At 31.3% G+C, this 686-nt stretch carries 1 pseudogene; it reads left to right on the forward strand.

The annotated features are described in order from the left end of the window. Positions 1-531 (forward strand): annotated as a pseudogene (locus HC176_RS15660) (hypothetical protein); the annotation flags it as partial. Between the last annotated feature and the right edge of the window lie 155 nt (positions 532-686).

Here is a 686-nt window from a genome sequence, read left to right on the forward strand (position 1 = left end):
GCTTCAATTAGATTTGAAGAAGTAAAGGATCCACAGGCGATGAAAAAATTTGAAGACAGCCTGGGAGACACGGTGAAATTATACTCTTCTTCCCATCTTGAAAAATACTTGGTGTTAAGGAAAAAAGGAGCGAAAGCCGTGATGGGATCAGGACATTTTGTGGCAACATTAAGAAGGGAGGTTTTTGATTTGGGGTCAAATTCCCCTGCCTATATTAAGATCCAGGGGGGAGTGGAGAATAAATTTATTGATATTCCCAATGAAGAACTTGGGTTTTTAAGGTTATCAACCTTGAATAATTATGCTTTTCATTTAGGAAATGTTTCAGAGAAGTGGATGAATGATGAATTTGAAAAATTAAAAGTAAGAAGATCAAATGTTCCTTTAAATGATATTGAACTTTTTAGAGCCAGACCACTTCCTAAATGGAAAATGTTTTTGGGAAAAATCGCACAAAAAGTTTTACTAAGTAATACTTTAAAGGAAAGATATTTTAATTTTTTAGGGTTGAAAAATGCCAGAAATTATTGAGTTATATTTTTTTGATCAAACCGACAAGTAAACATAGCCTGTTAGGTTCCTTTTAAAGCAGGAATAATAATTTATTGTTTTTTAAAGCATTTGTATTTATGGCGTCAAGGGAATATAGAAAGAAATTAAAAAAAATTTTTAAATATTTTGGTTAT

The organism is Tamlana crocina (assembly GCF_012037625.1).